The 22,920-nt window shown below is 70.2% G+C and carries 24 protein-coding genes; 15 read left to right on the top strand and 9 right to left on the bottom strand.

Features of this window, described 5'->3' with window-relative positions; genetic code table 11:
- The first annotated feature begins 184 nt into the window (after positions 1-184).
- Complete coding sequence (locus tag I7S92_RS16665; protein ID WP_197646432.1) at positions 185-493, top strand: hypothetical protein; 309 nt, start codon at positions 185-187, stop codon at positions 491-493.
- Between the two features lie 170 nt (positions 494-663).
- Here I7S92_RS16665 and rpmB read toward each other — a convergent pair whose 3' ends face one another.
- Together rpmB and meaB are read right to left on the bottom strand one after the other, a co-directional pair.
- Positions 664-951, bottom strand: a complete 288-nt coding sequence (gene rpmB / locus I7S92_RS16660) for a 50S ribosomal protein L28 (protein ID WP_197646431.1) — start codon at positions 949-951, stop codon at positions 664-666.
- A 174-nt stretch (positions 952-1,125) separates the two neighbouring features.
- Positions 1,126-2,103: a methylmalonyl Co-A mutase-associated GTPase MeaB gene (meaB, locus tag I7S92_RS16655; RefSeq protein WP_197646430.1), complete on the bottom strand. Its 978-nt coding sequence runs from the start codon at positions 2,101-2,103 to the stop codon at positions 1,126-1,128.
- 148 nt (positions 2,104-2,251) lie between these two features.
- Between meaB and hrpB the strand changes: the two genes are divergently transcribed.
- Entirely contained in the window at positions 2,252-4,777 is a 2,526-nt protein-coding gene (hrpB, locus tag I7S92_RS16650) for an ATP-dependent helicase HrpB (RefSeq protein WP_197646429.1), read from the top strand.
- Between the two features lie 149 nt (positions 4,778-4,926).
- On the top strand, positions 4,927-6,129 hold the full coding sequence (locus I7S92_RS16645) for an MFS transporter (RefSeq protein ID WP_197646427.1): 1,203 nt from the start codon (positions 4,927-4,929) through the stop codon (positions 6,127-6,129).
- Positions 6,130-6,169: 40 nt separating this feature from the next.
- Here I7S92_RS16645 and I7S92_RS16640 read toward each other — a convergent pair whose 3' ends face one another.
- From I7S92_RS16640 to I7S92_RS16630, 3 genes are all read right to left on the bottom strand, one after another.
- Positions 6,170-6,664, bottom strand: coding sequence for a DUF1993 domain-containing protein (locus tag I7S92_RS16640; RefSeq protein ID WP_197646425.1), 495 nt, complete (start codon positions 6,662-6,664; stop codon positions 6,170-6,172).
- A gap of 122 nt (positions 6,665-6,786) precedes the next feature.
- The gene (argF, locus tag I7S92_RS16635; RefSeq protein ID WP_197646423.1) at positions 6,787-7,713 is read right to left on the bottom strand and encodes an ornithine carbamoyltransferase; all 927 of its coding nucleotides are present in this window, start codon (positions 7,711-7,713) and stop codon (positions 6,787-6,789) included.
- A 77-nt stretch (positions 7,714-7,790) separates the two neighbouring features.
- Entirely contained in the window at positions 7,791-8,969 is a 1,179-nt protein-coding gene (locus I7S92_RS16630; protein WP_197646421.1) for an aspartate aminotransferase family protein, read from the bottom strand.
- Between the two features lie 330 nt (positions 8,970-9,299).
- Here I7S92_RS16630 and I7S92_RS16625 point away from each other — a divergent pair, with 330 nt between their 5' ends.
- Positions 9,300-9,920: a GcrA family cell cycle regulator gene (locus I7S92_RS16625; protein WP_197646419.1), complete on the top strand. Its 621-nt coding sequence runs from the start codon at positions 9,300-9,302 to the stop codon at positions 9,918-9,920.
- A gap of 4 nt (positions 9,921-9,924) precedes the next feature.
- On the opposite strand, the gene I7S92_RS16620 is transcribed toward I7S92_RS16625, so the two are convergent.
- Positions 9,925-11,916: an AsmA family protein gene (locus tag I7S92_RS16620; protein WP_197646417.1), complete on the bottom strand. Its 1,992-nt coding sequence runs from the start codon at positions 11,914-11,916 to the stop codon at positions 9,925-9,927.
- A 99-nt stretch (positions 11,917-12,015) separates the two neighbouring features.
- On the bottom strand, positions 12,016-13,119 hold the full coding sequence (locus tag I7S92_RS16615; protein ID WP_197646415.1) for a class II histone deacetylase: 1,104 nt from the start codon (positions 13,117-13,119) through the stop codon (positions 12,016-12,018).
- 159 nt (positions 13,120-13,278) lie between these two features.
- Between I7S92_RS16615 and I7S92_RS16610 the strand changes: the two genes are divergently transcribed.
- Positions 13,279-13,527: a DUF167 domain-containing protein gene (locus tag I7S92_RS16610; protein WP_197646413.1), complete on the top strand. Its 249-nt coding sequence runs from the start codon at positions 13,279-13,281 to the stop codon at positions 13,525-13,527.
- Here the strand turns inward: I7S92_RS16610 and I7S92_RS16605 are convergent.
- On the bottom strand, positions 13,524-13,766 hold the full coding sequence (locus I7S92_RS16605; RefSeq protein ID WP_197646411.1) for a DUF8831 family protein: 243 nt from the start codon (positions 13,764-13,766) through the stop codon (positions 13,524-13,526). The two genes, I7S92_RS16610 and I7S92_RS16605, sit on opposite strands and share 4 nt — an antisense overlap.
- 115 nt (positions 13,767-13,881) lie before the next feature.
- Between I7S92_RS16605 and I7S92_RS16600 the strand changes: the two genes are divergently transcribed.
- From I7S92_RS16600 to I7S92_RS16580, 5 genes are all read left to right on the top strand, one after another.
- Positions 13,882-14,592: a M48 family metallopeptidase gene (locus I7S92_RS16600; protein ID WP_197646409.1), complete on the top strand. Its 711-nt coding sequence runs from the start codon at positions 13,882-13,884 to the stop codon at positions 14,590-14,592.
- Positions 14,593-14,653: 61 nt separating this feature from the next.
- Positions 14,654-14,905, top strand: coding sequence for a DUF6455 family protein (locus tag I7S92_RS16595; protein WP_197646408.1), 252 nt, complete (start codon positions 14,654-14,656; stop codon positions 14,903-14,905).
- A gap of 136 nt (positions 14,906-15,041) precedes the next feature.
- The gene (locus tag I7S92_RS16590; RefSeq protein WP_197646405.1) at positions 15,042-15,419 is read left to right on the top strand and encodes a YigZ family protein; all 378 of its coding nucleotides are present in this window, start codon (positions 15,042-15,044) and stop codon (positions 15,417-15,419) included.
- A gap of 77 nt (positions 15,420-15,496) precedes the next feature.
- Positions 15,497-15,871, top strand: a complete 375-nt coding sequence (locus tag I7S92_RS16585) for a hypothetical protein (RefSeq protein ID WP_197646403.1) — start codon at positions 15,497-15,499, stop codon at positions 15,869-15,871.
- Positions 15,872-16,010: 139 nt separating this feature from the next.
- Complete coding sequence (locus I7S92_RS16580) at positions 16,011-17,444, top strand: mannose-1-phosphate guanylyltransferase/mannose-6-phosphate isomerase (RefSeq protein WP_197646402.1); 1,434 nt, start codon at positions 16,011-16,013, stop codon at positions 17,442-17,444.
- A 380-nt stretch (positions 17,445-17,824) separates the two neighbouring features.
- On the opposite strand, the gene I7S92_RS16575 is transcribed toward I7S92_RS16580, so the two are convergent.
- Positions 17,825-18,676 (bottom strand): lytic transglycosylase domain-containing protein, encoded by an 852-nt coding sequence (locus tag I7S92_RS16575; RefSeq protein ID WP_197646543.1) that lies wholly within the window; start codon positions 18,674-18,676, stop codon positions 17,825-17,827.
- 354 nt (positions 18,677-19,030) lie between these two features.
- On the opposite strand from I7S92_RS16575, the gene I7S92_RS16570 reads away from it, so the two are divergent.
- The 5 genes from I7S92_RS16570 (at position 19,031) to I7S92_RS16550 (ending at position 22,852) form a co-directional block, all read left to right on the top strand.
- Positions 19,031-19,237 (top strand): hypothetical protein, encoded by a 207-nt coding sequence (locus I7S92_RS16570; protein ID WP_197646400.1) that lies wholly within the window; start codon positions 19,031-19,033, stop codon positions 19,235-19,237.
- A 196-nt stretch (positions 19,238-19,433) separates the two neighbouring features.
- Positions 19,434-19,631 (top strand): Flp family type IVb pilin, encoded by a 198-nt coding sequence (locus I7S92_RS16565; protein WP_197646399.1) that lies wholly within the window; start codon positions 19,434-19,436, stop codon positions 19,629-19,631.
- Positions 19,632-19,742: 111 nt separating this feature from the next.
- A complete protein-coding gene (gene cpaB / locus I7S92_RS16560) occupies positions 19,743-20,591 on the top strand; it encodes a Flp pilus assembly protein CpaB (RefSeq protein ID WP_197646398.1) in 849 nt (282 codons plus the stop codon).
- Between the two features lie 208 nt (positions 20,592-20,799).
- A complete protein-coding gene (locus I7S92_RS16555; RefSeq protein ID WP_197646396.1) occupies positions 20,800-22,191 on the top strand; it encodes a type II and III secretion system protein family protein in 1,392 nt (463 codons plus the stop codon).
- A 4-nt stretch (positions 22,192-22,195) separates the two neighbouring features.
- Positions 22,196-22,852, top strand: a complete 657-nt coding sequence (locus tag I7S92_RS16550; RefSeq protein ID WP_197646394.1) for an OmpA family protein — start codon at positions 22,196-22,198, stop codon at positions 22,850-22,852.
- The last annotated feature ends 68 nt before the right edge of the window (positions 22,853-22,920 follow it).

Raw genomic sequence — 22,920 nt, 5'->3', positions numbered from 1 at the left:
CCTACTGCATCTTGTATGCGCCCCGGGTCGGGGCCGCGAGGCATTGCGGCAATGCGCCGATCCGGCCAAGCCTCTGGCAAGGCTTGATAAATTCGCTTTGATCTGGCATGATCCCTGCCACAGAATGACCGGCGGCGGAGGTTGCGGAGACGCGCCACGCGGGACCGGCGATGAGGCAGAGCGAATGAAATCCATCCTGTTTGCGGCCGCGACGGCGGCATCTCTTGCGGTGTTCTCGGGTGCGGCCATGGCCGGCCCCATCGAGCGGGCCTGCATGGCCTCGGACCGGGGCGGCAACCGGGCGCTTTGCGGCTGCATCCAGCAGGCCGCGGACATGACGCTGTCGGGCGGCGACCAGCGCCGGGCGGCGAAGTTCTTCAAGAATCCGGAAGCGGCGCATGCGACCTGGATGTCGCAGAAGGCGTCGGACGATTCGTTCTGGGATCGCTACAAGAGCTTTGGCCGCACCGCCGAGGCCTATTGCGCCGGCTGAAGGGCCGAAGGTGGGCGGATCGCCCACCCTACGGGCGCAATCGCCAACATCCGGACGGAGGGGAAATGGTGTAGGCTGGGCAATCTGCCCACCTCTCCTTTGACCCGGGGAAACGCGAAAGGCCCCGCCTTCCATCCGGAGGCGGGGCCTTTTCGTTCCGGTCAGCCGGATCAGGCCGCGGCTTGCGCCTTGGCGATGTCCTTCTTGATCTTCAGCGCGGCGGCCGAAAGCTCCTCGTCCCGGGCCTTGGCAAGGTAGGCGTCGAGGCCCCCGCGGTGGTCGACCGAGCGCAGCGCCGCGGCGGTGACGCGCAGCTTGAACGACTGGCCCAGCACGTCGGAGATCAGGGTCACTTCGTTCAGGTTCGGGAGGAACCGACGGCGGGACTTGTTGTTGGCGTGGGAGACGGTGTTCCCCGTCATCGGGCCCTTGCCGGTGAGTTCGCAGACGCGCGACATTGCGGTGTTCCTTCGGTTCGTCAAAGCGGGGGAAGGCGGGGAATCCCCGACCTTCGAATTCGATTGGGGGCGTGTAAGGGGAATTGCGGGCGACGTCAAGCGGTCAGGCGGCCGATCCGGCGGAAGCCTCGGCTGCCTCCGGCGGGCGTATCCGGGAGAAGGGCAGGCCGCAAGTCAGGTCCGGCCGAGCAGGCGCAGCATCTCGGCCGCCGCCGCCTCGGGTGCGAGGTCGCCGCACGCCACGCGGTCGCCGAGGCCGGCCATCAGGCCCTTCTGCGGCTCGCGCGCGAGGGCGGCGAGGAGGCCCTGGCGGACCTCTTCCTCGAACCAGTGCCGGGCCTGGTCGGCGCGGGCGCGGTCCCATTGGCCCTGCGCCTTGCGCCAGGCGGTCAGGGCCTGCATCTCCTCCCAGGCCTTCGCCAGCCCCGCGGACTCCAGGGCCGAGACCGGCATCGCCTTGGGAAAGCCGGGCGGGTCCTGCGGCCGGTGGCGCAGGAGTTGCAGCGCGCCCGCGTAATCGGCCACGGTGCGTAGCGCCGCCGGCTTCAGGTCGCCATCCGCCTTGTTGACCAGGATCAGGTCGGCCATCTCCATGATGCCGCGCTTGACCCCCTGCAATTCGTCGCCGCCGGCCGGGGCGAGGAGGAGGAGGAAGAGGTCGGAAAGCTGCGCCACCACGGTTTCGCTTTGGCCGACGCCCACGGTTTCGATCAGTACCACGTCGAAACCCGCCGCCTCGCAGAGCGCCACCGCCTCACGCGTGCGGCGGGCGACGCCGCCGAGCTGGCTCTGGCTGGGCGAGGGGCGGATGAAGGCGTCGGGATCGCGCGAGAGGCGCTCCATCCGGGTCTTGTCGCCGAGGATCGAGCCGCCGGAGCGGGCCGAGGACGGGTCGACGGCGAGGACGGCGACCTTCAGGCCCTGTCCGGTGAGCATCAGGCCGAAAGCCTCGATGAAGGTGGACTTGCCGACGCCGGGGGTGCCGGAGAGGCCGATCCGCAGCGCCTCGCGCCGGGGCTCGCGCAGGGCGGAGAGGAGGGCCAGCGCCTCGTCCCGGTGGTCGGGACGCGCGCTTTCGACCAGGGTGATGGCGCGGGCCAGCGCCCGGCGGTCGCCGGAACGGATCAGTCGGGCGCGTTCGGTGATGTCCATGGGGCCTCTCGTTTCCGTCTTATTGCCGGAAGGACGCGGGCTTGGCGAGGGGGGTGGGGCGACCGGAGGGGTCTAAAATTTTTTCGACGAAAAATTTTAGACCCCTCCGGCGCTGGCCTTGGCCGGGTCGCCGCGCCATAAGCGGGGCATGGCCGACCTGCCCGTCACCTCCATCCTGCCAGACCTTGCCGATGCGCTGGCATCGCGCGGGATGGCCGTGCTGCAGGCCCCGCCGGGCGCCGGGAAGACGACCGTCGTGCCGCTGGACCTGCTGGCGCGGGGGTTGGTCAAGGGGCGGATCGTGATGCTGGAGCCGCGGCGGCTGGCGGCCCGCGCCGCGGCCGAACGGATGGCCGAGACGCTGGGCGAGCGGGTCGGGGCGACGGTGGGCTACCGGATCCGGGGCGAGGCGAAGGTCTCGGCCGAGACGCGGATCGAGGTGGTGACCGAGGGGATCCTGACGCGGATGCTGCAGTCCGATCCGGAGCTGGCGGGCGTCGGCCTGGTGATCTTCGACGAGTTCCACGAGCGCAGCCTGAACGCCGACCTCGGCCTGGCGCTGTGCCTGGAGGTGCGGGGGGCGCTGCGCGAGGACCTGAAGCTTCTGGTCATGTCGGCCACGCTGGACGCGGGCCCGGTCGCGGCGCTGATGGGGGAAGCGCCGGTCGTGACCTCGGAAGGGCGGGCCTTCTCGGTCGGGACGCGCTGGCTGCCGCGGCCGCCGGATGCGTCGATGCGGCTGGAGGCGGTGGTCGCGGGCGCGGTGCGGGCGGCGCTGGCGGAGACCGCCAAGGACTTTGGGGGCGGGGTGCTGGTCTTCCTGCCGGGCGAGGGCGAGATCCGGCGGGTCGAGGCGCTGTTGCGCGACCTGCCCGGCGTGGCGCTGCGGCCGCTGTACGGCGCGATGGACTTTGCGGCGCAGCGCGCGGCCCTGACCCCGGCCGAGGGGCGCAAGGTGGTGCTGGCCACCTCGATCGCCGAGACCTCGCTGACGCTGCCGGACATCCGCGTGGTGGTGGATGCGGGCCGGGCGCGGCGGGCGCGGTTCGATCCGAACTCGGGCATGTCGCGGCTGGTCACGGAACGGGTGACCAGGGCCGAGGCCGAGCAGCGCCGGGGGCGGGCCGGGCGGGTGGCCGAGGGGGTCTGCTACCGGCTCTGGACGAAGGGGGAGGAGGGCGGGCTGGCCCCCTTCCCGCCGGCCGAGATCGAGGTGGCGGATCTGGCGGGGCTGGCGCTGGAACTGGCGCTGTGGGGCGGCGCGGACCTGCCCTTCCTGACGCCGCCGCCGCCCGGCCCGCTGGCCGAGGCGCGGGCGCTGCTCATGGGCCTGGGTGCGCTGGACGCGCAGGGGCGCATCACGCCGCATGGGCGACGGCTGGCCGGGCTGCCGCTGCATCCGCGGCTGGCGCATATGCTGGCCGTGGCCGGGCCGGAGGCGGCGACCTTGGCCGCGCTGCTGGCGGAACGCGATCCCCTGCGCGGGGCGGGGCCGGATCTGGCGCTGCGGCTGCAGGCGATCGCGCGGCCCGGCCCCGAGGCGGACCGGGGCGTGGTGGAGCGGATCCGGGCCGAGGCGAAACGGCTGGCGGCGGCGGCGCGGGGGCTAAGTGCGGCAAGCCCCCCTCCCCCATCCCCTCCCCACCGGGGGGAGGGGAGCCGCAACGTGGCCAACGCAGCGCGAGGATCGACGCAGGGCACCCAGAGGGGGGGCCTGCCGGGCGGCCATTCGCTGGCCGAGATGGCGGCGCTGGCCTATCCCGACCGGATCGGGTTGCGGCGGAAGGGCGAGGCGCCGCGCTGGGTGCTCTCGGGCGGCAAGGGCGCGGCGATGGCGGCCGGGCTGGCCCTCTCCGGGGCGCGGCTGATCGTGGCGACCGACCTGGACGGCGATGCGCGCGAGGCGACCGTGCGGCAGGCGGTGGCAATCTCCGAGGCCGAGGTCCGTGGCCTCCATGCCGACCGCATCCGCTGGGAGAGCCGCTGCGAATGGTCGAAGCGCGAGGGACGGGTCCTGACGCGGCGGCAGGAGCGGCTGGGGGCGCTGGTGCTGGACGACCGGCATTGGGACGCGCCGCCCGAGGCGGTGGCGACGGCGGCGCTGGAAGGGCTGCGGCTCATCGGCCTGCCCTGGTCGCCCGCCGCGCGGCGGCTGCGGGCGCGGGCCCGGCTTGCGCGGGGCGAGGGCTGGCCGGGGATCGAGGACGCCGACCTTCTGGCGACGGCGGAGGACTGGCTGCTGCCGCATCTGACCGGCGTCAGGACCGAGGCGGAGATCCGCGGCTTCGACCTGGTTCCGGCGCTGCAGGGGCTGCTCGGCTGGGACCGGCTGGCCACGATGGACCGGCTGGTCCCGGCCAGTTTCGAGACCCCCCTGGGGCGGAAGGTGCCGATCGATTATGACGGCGCGGTCCCGGCGATCGAGGTCCGCCTGCAGGAGATGTTCGGGGTGACGGCGCATCCGGTGGTGGGCGTCGGACGCCTGCCCTTGCGGGTGACGCTGCTGTCCCCGGCGCAGCGCCCGGTGCAGGTCACGACCGACCTGCCGCGGTTCTGGGCGACCTCCTATGCCGATGTGCGCAAGGACATGCGCGGGGCCTATCCGCGCCACCCCTGGCCCGAGGACCCGACGCAGGCGGAACCGACGCTGCGGGCGAAACCGCGCGGCACGTGACGCGCAAAAGTTTTCGAAAACTTTTGCAAAATCCTTCGAAGGATTTTGGCGGCGCTTCCTTTCAAGCCTGCAACAGCCGGTGATCGGCCGGGCCTTCCCCCTGCCCCGCGTCCGGCCTATGACAGGCGCTGAAGGTGCAGGGGCGGATCATGCGGACGGACAGGCAGGCGCGGCGGGCGCGGTGGGCGGTGGCGGCCATGTTCCTGGCGAACGGCTTCGTCATGGGGGCCTGGGCGCCGCAGATCCCCCTGCTCCTGCCGCGCCACGGGGTGACGGAATCCGTCCTGGGCCTCTTGATCCTGGTCCTGGGCCTGGGCGCGGTCTCGGCGATGATCTTCGCGGGGCGGCTGATCTCGGCCCATGGCGGGCGGCGGGTGCTGGCCTGGTTCTCGCTGGCGCTGGTCCCGGTGCTGCCGATGGTGGTCTTTTCGCCGAACCTCTGGCTTCTGGCGCTGTCCATGGCGGTTTTCGGCGCGATGGCGGGCTGCATGGATGTGGCGATGAACGCCCAGGCGGTCGAGGTCGAGCGGCGGCTGCACAAGGCGATCATGTCCTCGAGCCACGGGTTCTGGAGCCTTGGCGGCTTCATCGGCGGCTCGGCCGGGAGCTACCTCATCGCCGTCCGGGGGGCCGAGGCGCAGGCGCTGGCGACGGCAGGGGTGGTGGCGGTGCTGGTCCTGGGGGCGATGCCCTTCCTGCTGCCCGACAGCCCCCGCGCCCGGCTGGCCGGGGCGGTGGCCCGCGCCCCGGCGCAGCGGACGCGGCTTTTCCCCAGGGATCTGCATGTCTGGCTTCTGGGCTTCCTCGCGCTGTTCTCGATGGTGCCGGAAGGCGCGGTGCTGGACTGGGCGGCGATCTATCTGCAGAAGGAGCTGGGGGCGGATGCCTTCGTCTCGGGCCTGGGCTTCGCCTTCTTCGCCGGGGCCATGGCGGCGATGCGTTTCCTGGGCGATACGGTGCGCAACCGCTGTGGCGCGGTGCGGACGCTGCGGCTGTCGGGGATGATCGGGGCGGCCGGGCTGATGGGCGGGGCGCTGGCACCCTTCGACGGGGTGGCGATCGCCAGTTTCGCGCTGGCGGGCCTCGGGGTGGCGAACATGGTGCCGGTCCTGTTCTCGGCCGCGGGCAACCATCCGCGCCTGCCGGCGGCCAGCGCGATCTCGATCGTGACCATGGTGGGCTACTCGGGCATCCTGGTGGCGCCGTCCTCGATCGGTTTTTTGGCCGAGCATCTGGGCTTCCGGCCGACCTATGCCGGGCTCTCGGTCCTGCTGGTGGTGGTGGCCTTCCTCGCCGCGCGGGCCGCGGATGCGGATGCGGCGCGGATCCTGCCCGAGGCGCGGGCCGCCTGAGACGGGGCGGCGGACTTCCCGGCCCGGGGGCGCCGGGAGGTCAGGGCGCGCCCATGTAGTCGCGCTTGCCGAGCTCGACCCCGTTGTGGCGCAGGATGTCGTAGGCGGTGGCCAGGTGGAAGAAGAACTGCGGCAGGGCGTAGAAGGACAGGAATTCGTCGCCCTTCAGCACCATGTCGCGGCCCCCGGCCTTGAAATGCACCTCGCGCGTGTCGGCATGGGCGAAGTCGGCGGGCTGGAAGCCGCCCATGTAGCCGCGCGCGGCGGCGATGCGGCCTTTCAGCTCGGCGAAGCTGACCTCGTGGTCGGGGAAGGACTTCGGCTCCTGCCCCGCCAGCCGGGCGGTGCCGCGCGCGGCGAAGTCGCAGGCAAGCTGGACCTGGCGGGTCAGCGGGAACATGTCGGGAAAGAGCCGGGCGGCGAGGATGACCTCGGGCTTGATCCTGCGGGCCTCGCAATGCGCCTCGGCCTTGTCGAGGATCACGGCGAGGGTCGCGAGGAAACGGTCGAAGACGGCGACGGAGCGGCGGTGCATGGGGGCCTCCTTTGCCGGAAAGGGTCCGGTGCCACGCCCGCCTTGTCAAGCCGCCGCCTTGGGCCGGGCGCCGGAATTCGAAGTCGAATTCCGGGCCGATTTCCGTTCGGAAATCGCTGGCCCTAGAGGCCGAGGCACCAGCGCATGACGGCCTTCTGGGCGTGCAGGCGGTTCTCGGCCTCGTCGAAGATCACCGAATGCGGCCCGTCCATCACCGCGCTGGTCGCCTCGTCGTTGCGATGCGCGGGCAGGCAATGCATGAAGAGGGCATCGGGCCTGGCCCGGCTCATCAGCTGCTCGTTCACCTGGTAGGGGCGCAGCTGGTTGTGCCGGCGTTCCTTGGCCGATTCCGGGTCGTGCATCGAGACCCAGGTGTCGGTCACCACCAGGTCCGCGCCCTCGACGGCGGTGAAGGGGTCGCGCTGGATGGTGACCTTCGAGCCCTTCTCGCGGGCGAAGGCGACGAACTTGTCCTCGGGGTCCAGCGTCTCGGGGCCGGTGAAGGTGAAGTCGAAGCCGAACTGCCCGGCGGCGTGCAGGAAGGAGGCCGCGACGTTGTTGCCGTCGCCGCACCAGACCACCTTCTTGCCCCGGATCGGGCCGCGGTGCTCCTCGTATGTCATCACGTCGGCCATGATCTGGCAGGGATGGGTGCGGTTGGTCAGGCCGTTGATCACCGGGACGGTGGCGTGCTCGGCCATCTCGAGGAGGGTCGCTTCCTCGAAGGTGCGGATCATGATCAGGTCGACGTAGCGCGAGAGCACCCGGGCGGTGTCGGCGATGGTCTCGCCGTGGCCGAGCTGCATTTCCTTGCCGGAGAGCACCATGGTCTCGCCGCCCATCTGCCGCACGCCTACGTCGAAGCTGACGCGGGTGCGGGTCGAGGGTTTCTCGAAGATCAGCGCGACCATGCGGCCCTGAAGCGGCGTCTCGTCGTCGGGCGAGCCCTTGGGGCGGCCGTTGCGGGCGGTCTTCATCGCCTGGGCGTTGTCGATCATGACCCGCAGGTCGGCCGGGCTGGTCTTGTGGATGTCGAGGAAGTGGTTCATGGCGTTTCGCTTTGCTGGCGGCGGCCGGGGGTTTCACACCCCCGGACCCCCGTGGAGTATTTGCACCAAGAGGAAGATCACTGGGCGGTTTCGAGTCGGACGGCGGCCTGGTCGAGGCGGGCAAGCGCCTCGGCGATGTCGGCGTCGGGGATGTTGAGCGCGGGCAGGAGGCGCAGCACGTTGTCGGCGGCGGCGACGGTGAGGACGCCGGCCTCGTAGCCGGCCTTCACCACGTCGGCGGGAGCGGGCTTGCATTTCAGGCCGAGCATCAGCCCCTCGCCCCGGACGGAGTCGAAGACCGCCGGGTGGCGCGCGACCAGGCTCTCCAGGCCCTGGCGCATCAGGGCACCCTTGCGGGCGACCTCGGCCAGGAAGGCGGGGTCGGCGATCAGTTCGACGACCCTGGCGCCCACCGCGCAGCCGAGCGGGTTGCCGCCGTAGGTGGAGCCGTGGGTGCCCGCCGTCATGCCGGAGGCGGCGCGTTCGGTGGCGAGCACCGCGCCCAGGGGGAAGCCGCCGCCGATGCCCTTGGCGACCATCATGATGTCGGGGGTCACGCCCGCCCATTCATGCGCGAAGAGCCGCCCGGTGCGGCCCATGCCGCATTGCACCTCGTCGAAGATCAGGAGCGTGCCGGTCTCGTCGCAGAGCTCGCGCAGAAGCTTCAGCTCGGCGTCGGGGACGACACGGATGCCGCCCTCGCCCTGGATCGGCTCGATGATCACGGCGCAGGTGTCGTTGGTGATCGCCGCGCGGGCCCCTTCGCTGTCGCCCCATTTCAAATGCACGAAGCCGGGCATCAGCGGGCCGAAGCCCTTGACCATCTTCTCGGACCCGGCGGCCGCGATGGCGCCGGTGGAGCGGCCGTGGAAGGCGCCCTCGAAGGCGACGATCCCGGTGCGCTCGGGGTGGCCGGCGTCGTGATGGAACTTGCGGGCCATCTTGATCGCGAGCTCGGCCGCCTCGGTGCCGGAGTTGGTGAAGAAGACGGTGTCGGCGAAGCTGTTCCCGGTCAGGAGTTGCGCCAGCCGTTCCTGTTCCGGGATCGTGTAGACGTTGGACACATGCCAGAGCTTTTGCGCCTGGTCCGTCAGGGTCTGGACCAGTGCGGGATGGGCGTGGCCGAGCGCGTTCACCGCGATCCCGGAGCCGAGGTCGAGGTATCGCCGCCCGTCCTCGGCGGTCAGCCAGCTGCCCTCGCCCTTCACGAAGGCGAGGGGCGCGCGGTTGTAGGTCGGCAGGACGGGTGGGATCATGGCAGGGGTCCTTGAACGGATATGGCCAATGGGTGCCCGAGGGCAGGGGCCGAGTCAACGGAGGGAAGGAGTGCGCCGGGATCGGCGCGGATGACGGCGGAAGGCTGCGCGGCGTCAGACGCGGTTGCGTCGGCGCAGGGTGGCAGCGTATCGGGTCCAGGCGGTCATGGCGCTGGCATAGCGGGGCGGATCGGCGCGGTAAAGCGGAATTTCACCGGGCCCCGGCCGGGAGGGGCGTCTTTCCCCGGCGGCGTCCGGGTTCAGCCGCCCTTGCGGCCCCTGCCCCGGCGCGGATAGTATGGGCCGGTCAATGACCAGCCGGAGAGCAAGATGTCCTGGACCGACGAGCGCGTCGAGACGCTCAAGCGCATGTGGGGCGAGGGCCAGTCGGCCAGCCAGATCGCCAAGGAGCTTGGCGGCGTGACCCGCAACGCGGTCATCGGCAAGGTGCACCGGCTGGGCCTGTCGAACCGCGTCGGCGGCAAGGAGGAGGAAGAGGAGGCGCAGGCCACCCCCGCCCCGGCCGCGGCCGCCCCCCGGCCGGACCCCGTGGCGCGGCCCGAGCCCGCCGCCCCCCGTGCCGAGGCTCCGCGCCCGGCCCCGGCTTCGCCCGCCGCCCCGGCAGCCGCCGCGGCCGCGCCGGTGTCGAATGTCACGCCGCTGCCGGTCCGCAAGGCCATCGTCCCGGCCGGCCAGCCGCTGCCGCCGCAGCCGAGCCTGAACGAGATCAGCCCCGAGGCGCTGGCCTCGGTGCGCGAGGTCGAGAAGCGGGCGCGGAAGCTGACGCTGATGGAACTGACCGAGCGGACCTGCAAATGGCCGATCGGCGATCCGGCGACGGACGACTTCTGGTTCTGCGGCCTGCCCAGCCTGCCCGGCAAGCCCTATTGCGAGGCCCATGTCGGCGTGGCCTTCCAGCCGATGAGCGCCCGGCGCGACCGGCGGCGCTGAGGCCCTACTCGCCGCGCAGGATCTCCTCCAGCGCCTTGCGGGCCTGGTCTTCCAGCGCCTCGGTCGCGCCGCGGATCGCGGCATCGCCGGTGCTCTCCTCCGGGGCGACCTCGACGCCGAGCTCGTCCTTCAGGCGCTGTTCGAGTTCCGCCTTCGCCGCCGCTTCGGCCGCCTTTGCCGCTTCGGCCGCGCGTTCCGCGGCGGCTTTGGCCTCGGCCTCCATCTTCTCGCGGGCGATGCTTTCCAGATCCAGCCGGAAGCGGGGCGCGGCCCAGGGGCCGGTGATCAGAAGCGGCACCATCACGCCGCCGGTCCCGTCCTCGGCCGCGAGCGCGGTCGGGCGGATGCGGTAGTCGAGGGTGCGGGCGCCAAGGCCGATCTCGCCCGCGCCCGAGGCGGTGAGATAGGGGGCGACCAGTTTCAGGTCGCGGTTGGTCAGCACGCCTTCGGCCATGGTGAAGGTCCCGGCCAGGCCGTCGAAGATCGTCTTCTGCCCCTCGCCGACATAGCCCGTGTCCAGTGTGCGCAGCATGCCGCCGATGTCGAGGCCGCGAAGCTCGCCCTTGCCCAGTTCCAGCGCGCCCTCGCCTTCGAGGCTGGCCATGATCGCGGCGATGGAATTGCCGACGCCGAGGAATTTCAGCTCCAGATTGCCGGTCGAGAGCAGGCGGTCATAGCCCGCGAGGTCGGACAGGAGCGGCTGGGTCTGGATCCCGGCCAGGGCCAGCCTGCCGCCGACCGAGAGGCCGCCGCGGCCGTTGACCACGAAGTCGCCGGTGACCGAGCCGCCATAGGCCTCCATCTGCCGGATGTCGAACACCGCCCGCGCCCGCTCGACGGTGATCACCGCGCGGGTCGCGCCGAGGGTCAGGACGCCGAGGTCGATCGAGGGCGCGGAAAGCGCGATCTCGGCATCCATCGCGGCCAGGGCGCCGACGTCGATCTCGGCCTCGGGCCAGCCGGCGGCCTGCATCCCGCCCGCGTCGCCATCGCCCATGCCGCCCCCGGGGACGATGCGGATCGGGGCGGCGGCCAGTTCGGCCGAGAGCTTGGGCCGCGCCTCGCCGGGGCGCAGGTCGAGGTCGCCGGTCAGGCGATTGTCATCGGCCAGGATCTCGGCCCCGCGCAGGAAGGCGGTGCCGGTGCCGTCCAGCGTGAGCTTGCCCGCGACGGTCAGCGCCTTCTGCCCGAGGCCGGGCGCGGGGGCGGCAAGCGCGGTGCCCAGAAGCCCGCCCAGCGCCGGCAGATCGGCGAGGTTTGCCCGCAGCGCGCCTTCGGCGACCAGGGGGGCGATCCCGCCGCGCCCGTCGAAGTCGAGCCGCGAGCCGCCGGCCGCGAGGGCCAGCCGGAGCGGCACCACGCGCCCCATGGCGAAGGTCGAGAACACCCCGCCGGAAAGGTCGAGCGCCACCTTCTGCCCGCCGGAAAGCCCGGTCGCGGACAGGGTGAAGGGCCCCGAGACCTCGGGGATCGAGAGCCGTCCCTCGACGGCATCCAGCGCGATCACCCGGCCCGACTGCCGGTCGTCGAAGCGGATGCTGCCGCCGGTGATCCGGCCCTCGTCCAGGGTGAAGGCGGGGGCGGCGGCGGGGACGGTGCCGTCGCCCTGCGCCTGGAACACCCAGTTCGCCCGGCCCTCGGGGCTGCGTTCCAGGTTCAGTTGCGGCCGGTCGGCGGAGAGGCCGAGGATGTGGACCTCGCCGCCGAAGAGGGCGCCGAAATTGACGTCGATCGACAGGCTTTCGGCGGTGAAGAGCGGTGCCTCGCCCTGTGCCCAGTCGGCGTTGGCGATGCTGACCGGGCCGGTGGTGACGCCGAGATTGGGCCAGAAGCGCGGCCGGACCTCGCCCTGCAGCACCAGCTTGCGCCCGGTCAGGCTTTCGAATTGCGCGCCGGCGGCGGCGGCCACGCGCTCGGACGGCACCATGGCCGTGAGGCCCAGCGCCAGAAGGACCAGAACCGCCAGTCCCAGTCCGACACGGATGATCCAGCGCATGCCCGCCCTCCGGATTTTCTTGCTTTGCTCCAGAATAGGCCCCGCCGCGCCGGATTGCCAAGCAGCCGCCGGGCGCGTGGCATCAAATGGCCGAGAGCGTCAGAACCCCAGCGCGCGGGCGGCCCCCTCGATCCAGCCGCGGGCGAAGGCGTCGAAGCGGGCGTCGGGCTGGCGTTTCTCCAGCGTCGGGGCCAGGGGATCGGGGGCGCTGACGGGTGCGGCGGACAGTTCCTCCAGCACGGCATGGCCGCAGAAGGGGACATGGACCTCGGAATAGCCGCCCTCGTGCACCAGGACGAGGCGGCCATCGCAGAGCGCGTCGGCCGCCCGCATCAGCTGGCGGGTCATCAGGCGGAAGGTCCCGGCGGTGCAGAGCATCCGGCCCAGGGGATCGACGGCCGAGGCGTCATAGCCGCAGGCGACCACGATCGCGTCGGGGCGGAAGCGGTGCAGGGCGGGCAGGACCACCCGCTCCATCGCGTGCAGATAGGCCTGGTGGCCGCAACCGGGCGGCAGCGGCAGGTTGAGGTTGGCGCCGGGGGCGTTCGGGCCGCCCTGCGCCTCGACCCCGCCGGTATCGAGCGGATAGTTGTGCTCCTGGTGCAGGCTGATCGTCAGCACATCCGGGTCGTCCCAGAAGATCGCCTCGGTCCCGTTGCCGTGATGGACGTCCCAGTCCACCACGGCGACCCGGCGCGCAAGACCTTCGGCCTGGGCCGCCCGGATCGCCACGGCGATGTTGTTCAGCAGGCAGAAACCATTGGGGAAATCCGTGGTGCAATGATGCCCCGGCGGGCGGGACAGCGCATAGGCATTGGCGGCCGCGCCGGTGAGGACGGCGCGCAGGGCAGCGGTCGCAAGGCCGGCCGAAAGCGCCGCGATCTCGTAGCCGCCCTTGCCGAAGGGGGTGCGCAGGCCAAGCTCGCCCCCGCCCGCGTCGGAGAGCGCCCTGAAGGCCGAGAGATAGCTTTCGGGATGGACGCGGCGGAGGTCGGCTTCGGTCGCGGGATCGGCGCTTTGGACCGCGAGGTGGCGGGCAAGGCCGGTGACCTCGACCAGGTTCCGCAGGCGGCGTTTGGTCTCGGGGTTCTCGGGCAGGCCCCCGGCCAGGGGCTGCACCAAGCCCCCGACCGGAAGGGTGAAGGCATAGTTGCCGCCGCCGTGCCAGAAGCAGCGTTCGTCGGTGAAGAAGGCGGTGGTCATGGCGTGTCTCCCTTTGCGGGCAGCCTATGTGGCGGGCGCGCCGCTGGCCAGAGGGACGCGCGGGGGCGGCCGGGGGCCAAAATCCTTCGAAGGATTTTGCAAAATTTTTCGAAAACTTTTGCCCTTGCCCCGGCGGAGTGCCCGGGCCACCACTCCCGCATGTCCGACCTCTCGCACCTCGCCCTGCCCGGCGCGACCTTCGCCGTCCGCGTCACCCCGAACGCCCGCCGCGCCGGGCTGGAGCTGGCCGGCGGGGTCATCCGCATCGCCGTGACCGAGGTGCCCGAGGCCGGCCGCGCGACCGAGGCCGCCCGGGTGGCGCTGGCGCGGGCCCTTGGCGTGGCCAAGTCGCGGCTGACGCTGCTGCGGGGGGCCACGGCGCGGGACAAGCTGTTCCGGCTGGACTAGTCCGGCTTGCGTTCCAGCCGGTAGCTGCCCTCGGGCAGGTTCAGCGCAGCGGCGAGGTCGCGGACCTGGCTGAGCGACAGGGTGATCCGCGACACCTCCTCGGTGCGGGGATCGAGCTGTTCCAGGGTCACGCAATCCTCGAAGGCGGCGATCGTCACATCCTCGATCAGCGGCAATTCCTCGCCGTCGTCGACGAGGGTGATCACGGTGGCGTCGAATTCGTGCTCGATGGTGAACATGGGGGAAGGCTAGCGCCATGGGCCGCGCCCGGCAAGGCATGACAGCTGCGTGAGGCGGGCTTTCCCCCGCCGGGCGATTTGCTACCCTGCCGCCGTCCCCGACCGAGGTTTTCCGATGCGCCTGCCCCTGATCGCCGCCCTGCTGGTTTCGCTGGGCGGCTGCGTGCCGGCCTATTCCCCGCCCCCCGCCGTCCCGATGGCCGAGCCCCCTGCCCCGCGTCTTGCCGCCGAGGATGCGGCAAGGAGCTTCCTCACGGTGGTGGCCCGGGTCGAGCCGGTGGCCGAGGCGCAGTGCCGGGCGCGCGGCGTGGCGGGGAATTGCGACTTCCGCATCGTGGTGGACGACCGGCCGGGCCAGCCGCCAAATGCCTTCCAGACGCTGGACAGCTACGGCCGGCCGGTGATCGGCTTCACGCTGGCGCTGATCGGCGATGCGCGCAACGCCGACGAGCTGGCCTTCGTCCTGGGCCACGAGGCGGCGCATCACATCGCGGGCCATATCCCGCGCCGCAAGGACCAGGCGCTGTCCGGCGCGCTCTTGGCCGGGGTGCTGGCCCAGGCCAGCGGGCTGACGCCGGACGAGGTGCGGGCGGCGCAGGATATGGGGGCCGAGGTCGCGGCGCGGGGCTACTCCAGGGATTTCGAGCTGGAGGCCGATGCGATGGGGGCCGAGATCGCCCTTCTCGCCGGCTACGATCCGCTGCGCGGCACCGGCTTCTTCGACCGGCTGCCCGATCCCGGCGACCGCTTCCTCGGCTCGCATCCGCCGAATGCCGAGCGCAAGGCGATGGTGCTGGCGACGGTGCGCCGGTTGCGCGGCACTTGATCTGCGTCAAGGCAGGGAAGGTCATACCGGCGCATCCTGATTGCAGATGGAGGGGTCGAGGATGATCGGGTATCCGGAAGCACCGAAAGCCTGGTGGCTGACAAGGGGAATGGCGCGCATCTCGGGCGTGAACCTGCCGCGCGCGGTGGTCGAGGGCTGGCTGCAGCGCGACGAGCTGGAGGATCTGGTCACCCGCTGCGCCGCCTGCCGCCGGAGCGCCGATTGCGAGGCCTGGCTGGCGCGTTCGGCGAGTGCGAGCTCGATGCCCGGCTTCTGCCCGAACAAGGCCCGGATCGAGGCCCTCGTCTCGTGAATTCCTTGCGCGTTTTCCCGGGCTTCTTCCCTTGGCCCCGCGCATGACCTGCGGCGCCTGACCGCATCCCGGTCGGGCGCCGCCCTTTCCCCCGAGGGGGGCTGCATCCCGCCGCGCGCCGTGGCAGTATCGCCCGATGATCGTCCTGGAAGACATCCTGCGCGACCGCGGTTCGCGTTATGCGGCCTCGGCCGGCCCGGTGCGGGGCCGGGCCGGGATCGAGGCTTTCCTCGCCACCCTGCGGCAGAGGCGCAAGTTCGCCAAGGCCACCCATCACAGCTGGGCCGCGGTCCTGTCGGGCGAGGGTCCGCTGAAGGGCGACGACGGCGAGGCGGGCGCCGGGGCGGTGATCCTGAAGATGCTGGAGCGCGAGGGGCTGGTCGATCAAATCGTCGTGGTCACCCGCTGGTACGGCGGGGTGCATCTTGGCGGCGACCGCTTCGCCCATGTCGTGACCTCTACCCGCGCGGCGCTGGCGGCGCTGCGGGACCGTCCAATTCAAGAATTGGAATAATTCTCTTTGGTGCGGGCGGCGAAGGGTCTACCCTGTCGCCGCGGGCAGGAAGACCCGCATTTTCCAAAGGGACGGACATGAACATCTCGCGCGGATTTCTTCTGACGGGTGCGGTCTATCTTCTGATCGGCATTCTCCTCGGCTCATACATGGGGGCCAGCGGCAAACACGAACTTGCGCCGGTGCATGCACATATCAACCTGCTGGGCTTCACCCTGATGACGGTCTTCGGGCTGGCCTACCGGCTGATCCCGGCGCTGGCCGAGGGGCTGCTGCCCCGGCTGCATTTCTGGCTGCACCAGCTGGGCAGCCTCGGCCTCTTGATCGGGCTGTTCCTGATGATGAGCGGCAGCGTCCCGGCCGAGACGATCGGGCCGATCTTTCCGATCTTCGAGGGCGCGATCCTGGTGGGCGCGCTTCTGTGGCTGACCAACCTGCTGCGCCGGGCCTGACGGGAACCGGACGCCCGGCCGGCCGGGCGTCCGGCATCCGGGGCCCTGCCCCGATCCTTCCACGGTTATTCCATTGAACTGCCTGCCTTCCGCTTTAACATCGCCGGGATGTCAGGAACCCCGTGGAGCGGATCGTCCAATGCCAGAGCTTCATCCCATCCTGCTGTGCGGCGGCTCCGGCACGCGGCTCTGGCCGCTGTCGCGCAAGAGCTTTCCCAAGCAGTTCGTGCCGCTGACCGGCGAGACGACGCTGTTCCAGGCGGCGGCGGCGCGGATGGCGGGGACGCCGGGGGTCGCGGCGCCGGTCGTGGTCACCAATTCCGACTTCCGCTTCATCGTGACCGAGCAGCTGGCCCATGCCGGGATCGACCCCGGCGCGGTGCTGATCGAGCCTTCGCCTCGCAACACCGCGCCGGCGATCCTGGCGGCGGCGCTGCAGCTTCTGGCCTCGGACCCCGGGGCGCTGATGCTGGTCATGCCGACCGACCACGAGATCCCGGACCGCGAGGCCTTTCGCGCCGCCGTGGCCGCCGGGATGCCGCAGGCGCAGGCGGGCCGGATCGTCACCTTCGGCATCCGGCCCGACCGGCCCGAGACCGGCTATGGCTGGCTTGAACTCTCGGCCCTGCCCGAAAGCGGCCGGGCGCAGCCGCTGGTCCGCTTCGTCGAGAAGCCCTGCGCCGAACGCGCCGCCGCGATGCTGGCCGAGGGACGCTATCTGTGGAACGCGGGCATCTTCCTGATGTCGGCCGCCGCCCTGAAAGCCGCCTTCGAGGCGCATGCGCCGGAACTTCTGGCCCCGGTGGCCGAAGCCGTGCGGGAGGCGCGGGCGGACCTGGGCTTCCTGCGCCTGGCCGCCGGCCCCTGGGAGAAGGCGCGCGACATCTCGGTCGATTTCGCGGTGATGGAAAGGGCGGACAACCTGGACGTGGTGCCCTTCGACGGCGCCTGGTCCGACCTTGGCGACTGGAACGCGGTCTGGCGCGCGGCCGAGGTGCAGGGCCTGGCCACGCATGGCGCCGTCACCACGATGGATTGCTCGGGCAGCCTGATCTGGTCCGAGACCGAGGCGATGCATGTCATGGGGATCGGGCTGAGCGATACCGTGGTCGTCGCCATGCCCGACGCGGTGCTGGTCGCCGACCGCTCGCGCACGCAGGAAGTGAAGGAGGCGGTCGCCGCGCTGAAGCAAAGGGGCGCGCGCCAGGCCGAGATCTTTCCGCGCGACCATCGCCCCTGGGGCTGGTTCGAGACGCTGGCACTCGGCGACCGCTTCCAGGTCAAGCGGATCGTCGTGCATCCCGGCGCGGCGCTGAGCCTGCAAAGCCATGTCCACCGGGCCGAGCATTGGGTGGTGGTGTCCGGCACCGCCAGGGTCACGATCGACGGCGAGGCGCGGCTTCTGACCGAGAACCAGTCGGTCTATGTGCCGCTGGGCGCCGTGCACCGGATGGAGAACCCCGGCCGCGTCCCGGTGGTGCTGATCGAGATCCAGACCGGCAGCTACCTGGGCGAGGATGACATCATCCGCTACGAGGACATCTATGCCCGTGGCCAGGGCGCGAAGGGCTGACCTCTGGACCAGCCGGATCGCCCCGCCGCCGAACTCCAGCAGATCGACGCCCGCCCGGCGGGCCGCGCCAAGGGGCCTCAACAGGTCGCGGGTTGCGGCCTGGTCAGACAAGGCCGCCGAGCCCGGCCCCGGCCAGTCCAGCCGGGGACTGGCCGAGAAATCGCCCGACAGCCTGTTCTCGATCGACAGCTCGATCATCCGGCCCACCAGCAGGCGGCCACGGGCAAAAGGGGCGCGGATCACGCCCTCGGGCGCTCTCGTGGTGGATTGGGCGCCAGGATCAACGCGATGGGCGGGCGGGCGCGGGCTGCCGCCAGCGCAACCCGGTCGAGCGGCTCTTCCCAAGCTCCGGCACTTCGGCGAGCCTATGGGTCCACGACCTAGCCGCCGGCCGTCATCACCCGGAAGATGCAGGGATCCGTCACCAGCTCGGGCGGCGTCAGGCAGAGGCCCTGCGCCACCTGCCAGGCGGCCAGCACCTTCGGCACATAGTCCCGCGTCTCGGCATAGGGCGGCACGCCCTGGTTGGCCCGGACCGCGCCCTCGCCCGCGTTATAGGCGGCCAGCACCATCAGCGGGTCGTTGTCGAACTCGCGCATCAGCCAGTCCAGGTAGGCGACCCCGCCCGCGATGTTCTGCACCGGATCGGTCGAATCATCGACACCGAAGCGCCTGGCCGTCGCCGGGATCAGCTGCATCAGCCCGACCGCCCCGGCATGGCTGACCGCATCCGTCCGCCCCGCGCTCTCGATCCCGATCACCGCCAGCACCAGCGCGGGCGAGACCCTCGTGTCCAGCGTGGCGCGCAGGATATCCTTGCCATAGCGGTCGGCGACCGACTGCAGATGCTGCATCCGGGGCGCGCCCACCACCGTGCCATCCGGCCCCTGGGCCAGCGCCGCCAGCGCCAGGTCGAAGCGGCCGCTCGCCTCGCTCAGGCCTGGCGGCACCTTGTCCCAGAACCAAGCATATGAGGAGGCAGGGGCCGGAGCCGCCCTACCCTCGGGCCTGTCGGCCCCGACCGGCGGCAGGTCCGGCGAGGGTTTGGGATGCGGATCGACCTTCGGCAGCGCGGCCAGGTAGCGCGCCTGCTCCTCGGGGTCGATCTGCACGGTGATGCGCTTGCCGGGCTGGCTGTCGCCCACCTTGATGCGCTTGAACGTATGGTCCTCTGCCGCCGCCGTGCCGGGCAGAAGGACGCAGAGAATCACTGCGACCGTCCGGGAGGTCATGTCCATGATCGGGCCTGCTCGCCTCGTTGTCATTGCCGGAAGGAATCGCAGCTTCGAAGGGGTTCGACCAGCGATTTTGGGCTACAATCATGGCATTTCCGCCAAATTCGACCCGAAAAGCACGGTCCAGGCTTCCTGGGATTAACCTCTGATAAAGAAATGTTTCATGTATTATCAATAGCTTGCGGGTCTTTCTCCCATTTCCCGGAAATGGCCCGAAAACTTCGGCCTCCCTCCCAACTGCTGCCACGATTGAGGGGCTTTATAAGGCCATACCGAGCGGGACACGGGACAGAGAGCCACCCCCGAAGCGGTTGTAAGTAACAGTGCAACACCTCCGAAAGGGACAAGATCATGACCAAGTTCACCGCTTTCCTGAACGACGAAACCGGCGCCGTGACCGTTGACTGGGTCGTCCTGACCGCCGCCGTCGTGACCCTCGGCCTCGTCGTCTTCAACTTCGTCGCTCCGGCCGTCTCGACCCTGGCGGCGGATATCGGCGACGAAGTCGGCAACGCCGGCAGCCGCATGGGTGCGGCCAGCGACGCCCTGAACAACTAATTCGCTTGCGCCAGCACCCTGGCGCTCCGGGCCACGCTTCCGTCGGAAGCGTGGCCCTTCCCATTTCGGCGGACCGCTGCCGTTTGCCCCCACAAAACGCCGAATTGTCCAAAGTCTGCTGAAGTTTCGCCTCATTCCACCGCAAGGATGGACCCAAGGGCGCGGGGGATCCGGGCCGCAGGTTCTGGAGTGCGACATGACTCGGTTCAAACGTTTTCTGCGGGACGAAAGCGGGGCGGTGACGGTCGACTGGGTCGTCCTCACCTCGGGCGTGGTGATCCTGGGGATTGTGGTGATGCCGCCGATCGCCCGCGCCGTCGGCGACATGGCCATACTGATCGGCGATCAGGTCGGCCAAGCCGGTAGCAACCTGGAAGAGGCCGCGAACCGCTGACGGATCCGGCCAGACCGCATCGGGGGCGCCCTTCCATCAGCTTGATGGGGCGCCCCTTTCACTTTAGAATCACCGTCCAAACCTTTTCCCAAGCCCACGAAGGGGATGCGAATGCGCGCGATTTTCGGACTGGTCCTCATCGTCGGCATGGCGCTGGCGGGGGCCGCCGTCTACCTGATCCAGCAGCACATGGCCCGGACCGAGGCGCTCTTGCAGAAAGAGCGCGAATTCAACGCCAAGGCCGGCAAGCTGGTCGAGGTCTTCGTCTTTACCAAGCCGCTGAAATACGGCGACGCCCTGACCGAAGCGGACGTCCAGCTGATCTACTGGCCCGAGAAGGCCCTGCCGCCCACCATCTTCCGCGACAAGGCCGTCCTCTTCCCTGAAAACGCCCCCGGCCCGCGCTACATCATGCGCCCGACCGAGGCGTTCGAGCCGGTCCTTGCTTCGCGCCTGACCGAACCGGGGCAACTCGCCAACCTCACCGCCAAGCTGCAACCCGGCCAGCGCGCCTTCGCGATCCGCGTCGGCGTGGCCTCGGGCGTCTCGGCCTTCGTCAAGCCGGACGATTTCGTCGACATCTACTGGACCGGCAGCGTGCGCGGCACCGACGGCGAGGTCACCCGGCTGATCGAGAATTCGGTGCAGATCATCGCCGTCGACAGCAAGATCGACGAAGGCCAGATGACCGGCAACACGGTCGCAAGGTCGGTGACTGTCGCCGTGAGCCCCGAACAGGTCGCCCGCCTGACCCAGGCGCAAAGCTCGGGCAAGCTGTCGCTCTCGCTGGTCGGCGCCAATGCCGCCGCGATCGAGGGCCAGGTCGAGGTCAACACCAGATCCATGCTCGGCATCGTCGAGGAGGAGGCCGCGCCCGCCCCCCAGGCCGAGCGGGTCTGCACCATCAAGTCGCGCAAGGGCGGCGAGCTGATCGAGACCGTCATCCCCTGCACCGACTGATTTCTGCCCGATTTCGTCAGGGGCGCGGCCACATCATATGGGGCTGCGCCCCTTTGCTTTTCCAAGAAGTTGCGCGTGTTGCAGTTAATCCACATCAAGAAACCCATCCAACCACTTGATTCTTGCAAAAAATCGACCTCTCCGGCATCGTGACGCCATCAAGGGCAGTACAAGACCCAACCGAGGCGTGGTCGAAAGGGCAGATCACATGAACATGAAACGACTCGTTATTGCGGGCTACCTGGGGGTGCTTGCGGCATCCACGGCGCTGACCCCGGTCAATGCCGAGGTCCTGCGCGTCATGCAGGGCCAGGCCTCCGACGTCCTCGCCGTTCCGATGAACCGCGCTGTCGTCGTCGAAAGCGACGTCCCCTTCGGGGAACTCTCGATTGCAAACCCCGGCATTGCCGACATTTCCACCTTGTCCGACCGCTCGATCTACGTCCTCGGCAAGGCGCCGGGGCGGACGACGCTCACGCTTCTGTCCCCCGAGGGGCAGCTGATCTCGAACGTGGACGTGCAGGTCACGCCCGACGTGGCCGAGTTCAAGGAGCGCCTGCAGCAGATCCTGCCGGGCGAACGGATCGAGGTGCGGACCGCCAATGACGGCATCGTGCTGTCCGGCACCGTCTCCTCGACCGCCAAGCTCGACCGCGCGCTCGACCTGGCCAACCGCTACGCGCCCGACCGGGTGTCGAACCTGATGGTGGTGGGCGGTACGCAGCAGGTGATGCTGAAGGTCCGCTTCGCCGAGATGAACCGCACCGTCACCAAGAACCTGTCCTCCTCGCTCACCTTCGGCGACGGCGGCCGCTTCGGCGGCGAAACCGGCTCCCTGCTCGGCAGCGGCGTGAACGGAGGCAACTTCACCTATCGCCCCGGCATCGCCGGCGGCATCCAGGGCGGCGGCACGATCGGCGGCCTTGAATTCGGCGTCCTGATCGAGGCGCTGGAAGCCAAAGGCATGGTCCGCACCCTGGCAGAGCCGAACCTGACCGCGCTGTCGGGCCAGGAAGCCAAGTTCCTTGCCGGCGGCGAATATCCGGTGCCCGGCGAATCCGATTCCGGTGGCATCACCATCGAATACCGCCCCTTCGGCGTCGAGATGAACTTCGTCCCGGTGGTCGTCGATGGCGACATCATCAACCTGACGATCAACGCGGCCGTCTCCTCGATCGACACCGCGAACGGCATCTCCACCGGCAACGACACGGTGATCCCGGCCTTCCGCACCCGCCGCACCTCGACCACGGTCGAGATGCGCGACGGGCAGAGCTTCGCCATCGCGGGCCTCCTGCAGGACGATTTCCGCGACGCCAACTCGCAGCTGCCCTGGGTCGGCGACATCCCGGTGCTGGGCGCGCTGTTCCGCAGCTCGGAATACCAGCGGGCGCAGACCGAACTCGTCGTCATCGTCACGCCGCATCTGGTGACCCCGGTCTCGGGCGAGGCGCTGGCCCTGCCGACCGACCGGATCCGGATCCCGACCGAGCGGGAGCTGTTCCTGCTGGGCTCGGTGGCCGAATCGGCGAACAGCGGTGCTGTGGGCGAGGTTGCCCGTCAGGACTTCTCCACCTCCTACGGCTATGTGATGGAGTAAGACGATGACCGCCATGTTTCCCCGGCTCTTTGCCGCCACCGCGCTCCTCGCGCTGACCGCCTGCGGGGCCGAATACACCAACAGCTTCGACAGCGAAGCGGGTGCCCAGCTGGACAAGGGCCAGTTCGGCAATGCCACGATGAACAACACGCTGATCCAGACCGGACAGATCAGCTATACCGTCGCCCTGGCCGAGCGTTTCAATGCCGAAGTGCCGGACACCATCAACTTCGCCTTCGACAGCTCGACGCTGGATGAAGAGGCCAAGGCGATCCTGCGCAGGCAGGCGCATTTCATCCGCCAGTTCCCCGAGGTCCGCTTCCGGGTCTACGGCCATACCGATCTCGTCGGCTCGGCCGCCTACAACCAGCGACTCGGCCTGCGCCGGGCCCAGGCCGCCGTGGCCTATCTCACCGCCCAGGGGATCTCGCGGTCCCGTCTCGAGGCGGTGGTCAGCTACGGCAAGACGCGCCCGATCGTGCAGACCAACCAGCCCGAGGAGCGCAACCGCCGCACCGTGACCGAGGTCTCGGGCTTCGTCGAGTCGCATCCCCTGGTGCTGAACGGCAAATACGCCGCGATCATCTGGCGCGAATACGTCGCCAGCGCGGTGCCGGGCGGCAAGGTGGCCGAAACCTCCACGATTGCGCCGGGTGGCTGAGGCGGAACATCCCCTTGCGCGAAGGCCGGGCATCTGCCCGGCCTTTTCGTTTCCGGTTCGTGGTGAAA

It is taken from the genome of Tabrizicola soli (assembly GCF_015999335.1).
In the GTDB taxonomy this organism is placed as follows: Bacteria; Pseudomonadota; Alphaproteobacteria; order Rhodobacterales; family Rhodobacteraceae; genus Tabrizicola; species Tabrizicola soli.
This window is presented reverse-complemented; position numbering and strand designations above follow the sequence as displayed.

Coding starts and splice junctions, on each gene's coding strand:
- hrpB (WP_197646429.1), top strand. CDS start 2,252: ATGGCCGACCTGCCCGTCACCTCCATCCTGCCAGACCTTGCCGATGCG.
- I7S92_RS16625 (WP_197646419.1), top strand. CDS start 9,300: ATGTCCTGGACCGACGAGCGCGTCGAGACGCTCAAGCGCATGTGGGGC.
- I7S92_RS16630 (WP_197646421.1), bottom strand. CDS start 8,969: ATGATCCCACCCGTCCTGCCGACCTACAACCGCGCGCCCCTCGCCTTC.
- meaB (WP_197646430.1), bottom strand. CDS start 2,103: ATGGACATCACCGAACGCGCCCGACTGATCCGTTCCGGCGACCGCCGG.
- I7S92_RS16640 (WP_197646425.1), bottom strand. CDS start 6,664: ATGCACCGCCGCTCCGTCGCCGTCTTCGACCGTTTCCTCGCGACCCTC.
- I7S92_RS16550 (WP_197646394.1), top strand. CDS start 22,196: ATGACCGCCATGTTTCCCCGGCTCTTTGCCGCCACCGCGCTCCTCGCG.
- rpmB (WP_197646431.1), bottom strand. CDS start 951: ATGTCGCGCGTCTGCGAACTCACCGGCAAGGGCCCGATGACGGGGAAC.
- I7S92_RS16610 (WP_197646413.1), top strand. CDS start 13,279: ATGTCCGACCTCTCGCACCTCGCCCTGCCCGGCGCGACCTTCGCCGTC.
- I7S92_RS16555 (WP_197646396.1), top strand. CDS start 20,800: ATGAACATGAAACGACTCGTTATTGCGGGCTACCTGGGGGTGCTTGCG.
- I7S92_RS16665 (WP_197646432.1), top strand. CDS start 185: ATGAAATCCATCCTGTTTGCGGCCGCGACGGCGGCATCTCTTGCGGTG.
- I7S92_RS16615 (WP_197646415.1), bottom strand. CDS start 13,119: ATGACCACCGCCTTCTTCACCGACGAACGCTGCTTCTGGCACGGCGGC.
- I7S92_RS16605 (WP_197646411.1), bottom strand. CDS start 13,766: ATGTTCACCATCGAGCACGAATTCGACGCCACCGTGATCACCCTCGTC.
- I7S92_RS16600 (WP_197646409.1), top strand. CDS start 13,882: ATGCGCCTGCCCCTGATCGCCGCCCTGCTGGTTTCGCTGGGCGGCTGC.
- I7S92_RS16585 (WP_197646403.1), top strand. CDS start 15,497: ATGAACATCTCGCGCGGATTTCTTCTGACGGGTGCGGTCTATCTTCTG.
- argF (WP_197646423.1), bottom strand. CDS start 7,713: ATGAACCACTTCCTCGACATCCACAAGACCAGCCCGGCCGACCTGCGG.
- I7S92_RS16565 (WP_197646399.1), top strand. CDS start 19,434: ATGACTCGGTTCAAACGTTTTCTGCGGGACGAAAGCGGGGCGGTGACG.
- I7S92_RS16645 (WP_197646427.1), top strand. CDS start 4,927: ATGCGGACGGACAGGCAGGCGCGGCGGGCGCGGTGGGCGGTGGCGGCC.
- I7S92_RS16570 (WP_197646400.1), top strand. CDS start 19,031: ATGACCAAGTTCACCGCTTTCCTGAACGACGAAACCGGCGCCGTGACC.
- cpaB (WP_197646398.1), top strand. CDS start 19,743: ATGCGCGCGATTTTCGGACTGGTCCTCATCGTCGGCATGGCGCTGGCG.
- I7S92_RS16575 (WP_197646543.1), bottom strand. CDS start 18,676: ATGACCTCCCGGACGGTCGCAGTGATTCTCTGCGTCCTTCTGCCCGGC.
- I7S92_RS16580 (WP_197646402.1), top strand. CDS start 16,011: ATGCCAGAGCTTCATCCCATCCTGCTGTGCGGCGGCTCCGGCACGCGG.
- I7S92_RS16590 (WP_197646405.1), top strand. CDS start 15,042: ATGATCGTCCTGGAAGACATCCTGCGCGACCGCGGTTCGCGTTATGCG.
- I7S92_RS16620 (WP_197646417.1), bottom strand. CDS start 11,916: ATGCGCTGGATCATCCGTGTCGGACTGGGACTGGCGGTTCTGGTCCTT.
- I7S92_RS16595 (WP_197646408.1), top strand. CDS start 14,654: ATGATCGGGTATCCGGAAGCACCGAAAGCCTGGTGGCTGACAAGGGGA.